Genomic DNA, 5,538 nt, shown 5'->3' with positions numbered 1-5,538 from the left:
TGAGTTATGGCTACGACGGTAATGGGAATATGACAGAAAAAATAGAGAACGATAAAACTACTTCATACGAGTACGATTACGAAAACAGGCTTAACAAGCTAATATTCCCCAACGGAAGTTACCAAAAATATATCTACAACCACGCGGGGAAGAGGATGGAAGTAGAGAAATACGAAGCTAATGCCAGCAGCCCTACGGCAACCCAAAGGTGTATCTACGACGCTCTGCAATGCAACAACATTTACGAAATCAACGGGGATACAGTGACACGCTATGTGTATGTTTGGCCCGGGAACGAGATGGTGTGTTCCGTCCAATCCCTCGGCGGAAACATTGTCACAACAAACTATTATCATTGTGACGGATTGGGCAGTGTCGCAGCTGTTACCGACGGTGCGGGCAACATAACCGGAACATACAAATACGACCCATTTGGGAATATATTGGATAGTAGCGGTACACCTGCGATATACGGATTCATTGGTTCGTTAGGCGTTCGTAACGACGATACCGGTTTATCACTCATGGGCGCGAGATATTATGACTCGTTTATCGGACGGTTCATTTCTCGAGACCCCGTCACTGATATGAGCGATTCCGTGGCGTTCAACAAGTATGTGTATTGTAGGAACAACCCGATAAACTTAATAGACCCGAAGGGTTTACAGAATGATGAACCGCTTAGCGAAGAAGTACTAGACATATTAGCATCCAAAGGACAAGGGTTTGAAATTGCATCAGCACAAAGTATAGATGACATAGCAACAATACTTGAGGAATCAGGAAAGGTTAGTATTCTTTCGAAAATAACAACATTATTTGAAGAAACTCAGGTTACTGCAAAAAAATTTGGAGAATTAGGTATTGTAATTAATTATGGCAACTATTCTCAAATACGACAAGGTGGGACAATTTCTTGGAGGCACAACAATCCTGGAAATATGGAATGTGGAGATAATCCAGATAAATATGGAGCAATAGCATGTATAGATGAGAGATCAGTGTTTCCTGATTATGAGACTGGTTTTAAAGCAATATCAAGACTGTTGAGAGATGTATATAACAATTTATCAATTAGAGATACCATGTATAAATATGCTCCTCCAAATGAAAATAGAACAGAAGCTTATATACAATTTATCGTTGAGCAAACAGGTTTCCTAGCAGATACACCAATTAGTTCTCTCGACGATGCTCAACTTACTATATTTGCGAATGTAATACAAGAATATGAAGGTTTTAAACAAGGTACTGTTGCGCAGTACTCAAATTATAGGCGGTGACTTTAAATATATAGATGTTTCTGAAGGGTAATTTATGATATCTCGCTGCTCAATGGTAATTATGTTTAATATATTTATGTTTTTTTATTTACAGTATAATTTGGTAAATGCCGAGCAACCTTCAAATAATACTTTTATTAGTATATCAAATCAAAAAACTCTAAAAAGAAATAAAAGTACAAATAAAAAAAATATATATATTTCTCGTTTTGTAGAAGCGGAAGGCATAATAAAAGAAATGCAAATCAATGACAACAAAGACAAGTATTACTCTCTAGTTACTACTACTTCATTGATTCGGATTGATACTGACGATGATAAACTGTTAAAGAAACTAAAAGATATGATTAATAAAAAAGTATTTGTTGCTGGTTTTCTAAAGAAAAATCTATTTCTTAGCTTAATAAGGTTATATGAAGTAAAAGAAGGCTTGAAATGGTATAAGTATGAACCGGAAATTGTGGAATTAAGAGGTGCTTTAGAAGAAGCAGACGAGTATGGACCGCCTAATTACGGCGAAAATCCTGAAACAGACACAAAAGTCAAGTATCATGTGATTAAGTTAGAAAAACCTATCAATGTAATGCCTAATTCGAAAAATAAGTTTGATTCAGAAACAGTTGTAAATATTGAGCGAATTCAAATAGCAACATCGGAATACCAAAGAGTGAAACAACTAATTAATAAGAAAATACTGATAAAGGGTACTTTATTCCATTCTATTACATCGCATCATTATACGGATGTTTTAATATGGGTCAAAGATATTAAAGAAATCAAGAAAGAGAAATAGTTAAGTTTTGATTACTACAAAACTGGTACACGCAAGAAAATAATGTTTCCTAACGGTATAGAAACGTCGTATACCTACAACGCTAACAATTGGGTAGAAAATATAGACAGTAATCTTTCCGGGATGCCGTACTTCCATTCTATTGACGGTACTGCGGGATATGGGTATGATGATATTTATCAGTTAAAAGAAGTTACGTATCCGGACACGCACACACAGGCGTATAACTATGATGATGCGGGTAACCGCACAACATACACCGACTGGGGCGGGAATGCAGCGTACCAGTACAACGCTGGGAATGAACTGACTGGTGCACAAGTAACGTGTACTAACTTAACAGGTGGAACAGGAAACACAGGTAACTACGACTTGTCTGACACCACAGGGAGTATTATGGTAGGGGTATCGGCGTATAAGAGTACGTATACAGCATTGAGTTATGGCTACGACGGTAATGGGAATATGACAGAAAAAATAGAGAACGATAAAACTACTTCATACGAGTACGATTACGAAAACAGGCTTAACAAGCTAATATTCCCCAACGGGAGTTACCAAAAATATATCTACAACCACGCGGGGAAAAGAATGTCAGTGGAAAAATACAAAGTCAACGAAAGTAGTCCGACAGAGACACAATACTGTATCTACGACGCTCTGCAATGCAACAACATTTATGAAATCAATGGGGACACTGTAACACGCTATGTGTATGTTTGGCCCGGTAACGAGATGGTGTGTTCTGTCCAATCTCTTGGCGGAAACATTGTCACAACAAACTACTATCACTGTGATGGGTTAGGCAGCGTGGCTGCGGTGACTGATGGAAGTGGGAATATAACCGGAACATACAAATACGACCCGTTTGGGAATATATTAGACAGTAGCGGAACAGCAGCGATATACGGGTTTATCGGTTCTCTGGGTGTGAGGAATGACGATACCGGTTTATCACTCATGGGCGCGAGGTACTACGACTCGTTTATCGGACGGTTCATTTCCCGTGATCCAGTAACTGACATGAGCGATTCTGTTTCTTTCAACAAGTACGTATACTGCCGTAACAACCCGTTAAACTTGATAGACCCGAAGGGGTTGTTTTCTAAAGAATATGAAGAACCACTCAGCAAAGAAGCAAGAGACACTCTAGCAGCTTTTGGACAAGGTTATAGAGACATGAGTTTTGATATGTGCGATGAACTTGATTATAATCCTAGTTCTTGTGCTGAACTGTTCTTTGGTAATAACAACGATAGCGCTACTGGGAATACTAAAAATGCAGAAAATAATCCCGCAGAAACAGTTAGCAATATAGCACAAAAAGTAATTGAAACTGAAGTTACCGCTGCCGATATTATTAGTTCAGCAGCGAATGATAAAGTAGTACAGGATACGCTTAGTAACGCAGTGAATACCAACCCAACAACCAAAAGTATTGTTCAAGACCTAGTTGGTGTTGGTAGAAGCCTGAAAGATTCATTAAAAAACCTTAGTGATTCGTTGTCATTTTTTTCATTTGCTACAAGTACAGCTTTAGATTTAGTTGATCAATCGCAAAAAACAGCATATGAACCTTTAAGCAATTACTTGAGTGATGTAGCGGAAATATATGCAGAGAACGCGGTTGGTACAGTAACTGGAATATTAGGAGCTAGTGCTGGTACGCTTTTAGGTGAACCCATAGGATTAAGTTTACCGCTATCTATTGCTGGAGGCTACTGGGGCTATAATTACGGTAAATCGCAAACTCATAAATTAATTGAATCATTCAAATGAAAAAACAAGTAATAGCAGTTGGAAGAAATATATGGATATTTATTGTATTTTTCGGTTTAGTAATACTTTCAGCATTTTTTGATGCATCTAAAAACACAACTACTTTAACAAATACAATTGGATATATAATTTGTTCAGTAATGTTCCTAATATTTCTTTGGGAATGGATAAAGAGGATTATTTTTCTTGACTATAACGAAGACGGACTTACGGTATATAATCACTTGATTCCCAAGCGAACAAAACAATACATGTGGTATGAGGTTAAAAGTGTATTTTCAATAGCAGTTCTTAATAATATAACATTTATATCTTTTAGGGATGGTAGAACAACTTCTATTGGTCTAAGCAACTCCTTAGTAGGCGGAGGCGATTATTATAGTATACTTGCCGACATTGTTAAATACACGCCAAGCGATTGTGTAGATACAACAACATTAATCCGGCTTAAAGACTTTGAAAAGAGAAAAGTGTTAGAAAAGAAGAGGAAAAATAATTTTAATAAACTGCTAATAACAGAATTTGTTTTACTAGCAATATCATTATTTATAATATTTTGTCTGCTAGTGAGAAAGGTTACATATTTTGAAGTTAAGATATTTATATACTGCTTACTCTTTTTATTGGTATTTCACCTCATAAAATATTTTAAACGTGCAATATATAAACTCATAGCCCCTGCAGTATATTCTTCCTATAATTACAGGCTTATAAATGAGAGATCACGATTGACACTTGATAGGGCATACTACATCATATTTTGGATAAAACAGATTGTATTTATCTGGGGCTTGTGGTACATGGGAATAATCTTTGTCAAATATTGGATAAGATAATTATCAGTTAAAAGAAGTTACGTACCCGGACACGCACACACAGGCGTATAACTATGATGATGCGGGTAACCGCACAACATACACCGACTGGGGCGGGAACGCAGCGTACCAGTACAACGCAGCCAACGAGTTGACCGGGGCACAGGTACAGTGTACCGCGTTAAATGGCGGGACGGGAAATACAGATAACTATGACTTATCTGACACAACAGGGAGTATTATGGTAGGGGTATCGGCGTATAAGAGTACGTATACAGCGTTGAGTTATGGCTACGACGGTAATGGGAATATGACAGAAAAAACAGAGAATAACAATACCACAAGTTATGAATACGACTACGAAAACAGGCTTAACAAGCTAATATTCCCCAACGGGAGTTACCAAAAATATATCTACAACCACGCGGGGAAGAGGATGGAAGTAGAGAAATACGAAGCTAATGCCAGTAGCCCCACAGAAACTCAGCGTTGTATCTACGACGCTCTGCAATGCAACAACATTTATGAAATCAACGGGGACACTGTAACACGCTATGTGTATGTTTGGCCCGGGAACGAGATGGTGTGTTCCGTCCAATCTCTTGGCGGAAACATAATCACAACTAACTATTATCACTGTGATGGGTTAGGCAGCGTGGCTGCGGTGACCGACGGTAACGGCAATATCACAGGAACATACAAATACGACCCGTTTGGGAATATCTTAGATAGCAGTGGCACGGCAGCTATTTACGGGTTTATTGGTTCGTTAGGCGTTCGTAACGACGATACCGGTTTATCACTCATGGGCGCGAGGTACTATGACTCATTTGTGGGACGCTTTATTTCCCGTGATCCAGTAACTGAC

5 protein-coding genes are annotated in these 5,538 nt (G+C 38.2%); all 5 read left to right on the top strand.

Annotated features, from left to right (window positions below):
- A partial coding sequence (locus WC955_12925) for an RHS repeat-associated core domain-containing protein (protein ID MFA5859957.1) occupies positions 1-1,283 on the top strand: 1,283 nt, incomplete at its 5' end.
- Positions 1,284-1,335: 52 nt separating this feature from the next.
- Positions 1,336-2,076: a DUF4431 domain-containing protein gene (locus tag WC955_12920; protein MFA5859956.1), complete on the top strand. Its 741-nt coding sequence runs from the start codon at positions 1,336-1,338 to the stop codon at positions 2,074-2,076.
- 42 nt (positions 2,077-2,118) lie between these two features.
- Positions 2,119-3,855 (top strand): RHS repeat-associated core domain-containing protein, encoded by a 1,737-nt coding sequence (locus tag WC955_12915; protein MFA5859955.1) that lies wholly within the window; start codon positions 2,119-2,121, stop codon positions 3,853-3,855.
- Positions 3,852-4,691 (top strand): hypothetical protein, encoded by an 840-nt coding sequence (locus tag WC955_12910; protein MFA5859954.1) that lies wholly within the window; start codon positions 3,852-3,854, stop codon positions 4,689-4,691. Before WC955_12915 ends, WC955_12910 begins: the two co-directional genes overlap by 4 nt.
- A 220-nt stretch (positions 4,692-4,911) precedes the next feature.
- Positions 4,912-5,538: RHS repeat-associated core domain-containing protein (locus WC955_12905; protein MFA5859953.1), on the top strand; the 627-nt coding region annotated here is incomplete at its 3' end.

It is taken from the genome of Elusimicrobiota bacterium (assembly GCA_041658405.1).
Classification (GTDB): Bacteria; Elusimicrobiota; UBA5214; order JBBAAG01; family JBBAAG01; genus JBBAAG01.
This window is presented reverse-complemented; position numbering and strand designations above follow the sequence as displayed.

Excerpts from the sequence above, each read along its gene's own strand:
- WC955_12910 (MFA5859954.1), top strand. The coding sequence starts at position 3,852 with ATGAAAAAACAAGTAATAGCAGTTGGAAGAAATATATGGATATTTATT.
- WC955_12920 (MFA5859956.1), top strand. The coding sequence starts at position 1,336 with ATGGTAATTATGTTTAATATATTTATGTTTTTTTATTTACAGTATAAT.
- WC955_12915 (MFA5859955.1), top strand. The coding sequence starts at position 2,119 with ATGTTTCCTAACGGTATAGAAACGTCGTATACCTACAACGCTAACAAT.